Source organism: Streptomyces chilikensis, from assembly GCF_001642695.1.
GTDB classification, from domain to species: Bacteria; Actinomycetota; Actinomycetes; order Streptomycetales; family Streptomycetaceae; genus Streptomyces; species Streptomyces chilikensis.
This window is the reverse complement of sequence record NZ_LWCC02000189.1, coordinates 1-1,071: the sequence shown is the minus strand read 5'-3', so window position 1 is coordinate 1,071 and position 1,071 is coordinate 1. Positions and strand designations below refer to the sequence as shown.

The 1,071-nt window shown below is 73.9% G+C and carries 1 protein-coding gene; it reads right to left on the bottom strand.

What is annotated here, in order from left to right:
* A partial coding sequence (locus A2U95_RS31250; RefSeq protein WP_166029295.1) for an acyltransferase domain-containing protein occupies window positions 1–1,071 on the bottom strand: 1,071 nt, incomplete at both ends.

Sequence of the window (1,071 nt, the reverse complement as noted above, 5' to 3'; positions counted from 1 at the left end):
GGACCGGGTGGGGGCTGACCTCGACGAAGACGGTGTGGCCGTCGGCGAGGGCGGCGCGGGTGGCGTTCTCGAACTCCACCGTGTTGCGGAGGTTGTCGTACCAGTAGCCGCCGTCCATCGGCGTGTCGTTGATGTCGAGGAGACGGCCGGTCAGGGACGAGTAGAGGGGCGTGCCGCCCTGCTGCGGGGTGATGCCGGTCAGCAGGCCGGCCAGCTCCTCCCGGATGGCTTCCACGTGTGCGGAGTGGGAGGCGTAGTCCACGTCCACCTTGCGGGCGCGGATGTCGTTGGCCTGGCAGTGGGCCAGGAACTCGTCCAGGGCGTCGACCTCGCCCGACACCACGGTGGACGAGGGACCGTTGACCGCGGCGACGGATATCCGCCCGTCCCAGGCGGTGACCGTGTCCCGGACCCAGGCGGCGGGCTGCGCGACGGACACCATGCCACCGAGACCGGCGAGCGCGGTGATGGCGCGGGAGCGCAGGGCGACGACCTTGGCGGCGTCCTCCAGCGACAGAATGCCCGCCACCGCAGCAGCCGCGATCTCGCCCTGGGAGTGACCGATCACCGCGGCCGGCTGGACGCCGTAGGAGCGCCACAGCTCGGCCAGCGACACCATGACCGCCCACAGCACCGGCTGGACCACGTCCACCCGCTCCAGGCCCTCGCCGCTGCGGACGACGTCCAGCAGAGACCAGTCGGTGTGCGGAGCGAGTGCGGCCGCACACTCCGCCATCCGCGCCGCGAACACCGGGGAGGTGTCGAGCAGCTCGACCGCCATCCCCGCCCACTGCGCGCCCTGGCCCGGGAACACGAACACCGGCCGGGCTTCCTCGGACGCCGCGCCGCGCACCGCGCCGGGCGTGGGGCGGCCCTCCGCCAGCGCGGCGAGCGCCGCCGCGAAGTCGTCCCGGTCGGCCGCCACCACGGCCGCGCGGTGCTCGAAGCGGGAACGGGTCAGCGCCAGCGAGTGGCCGATGTCCGCGACCGGCACGTCCGGGTTCTCCCGGACGTGCGTGAGCAGCCGCTCCGCCTGCGCGCGCACCGCGGCCTCGGACTTGCCCGACAGCA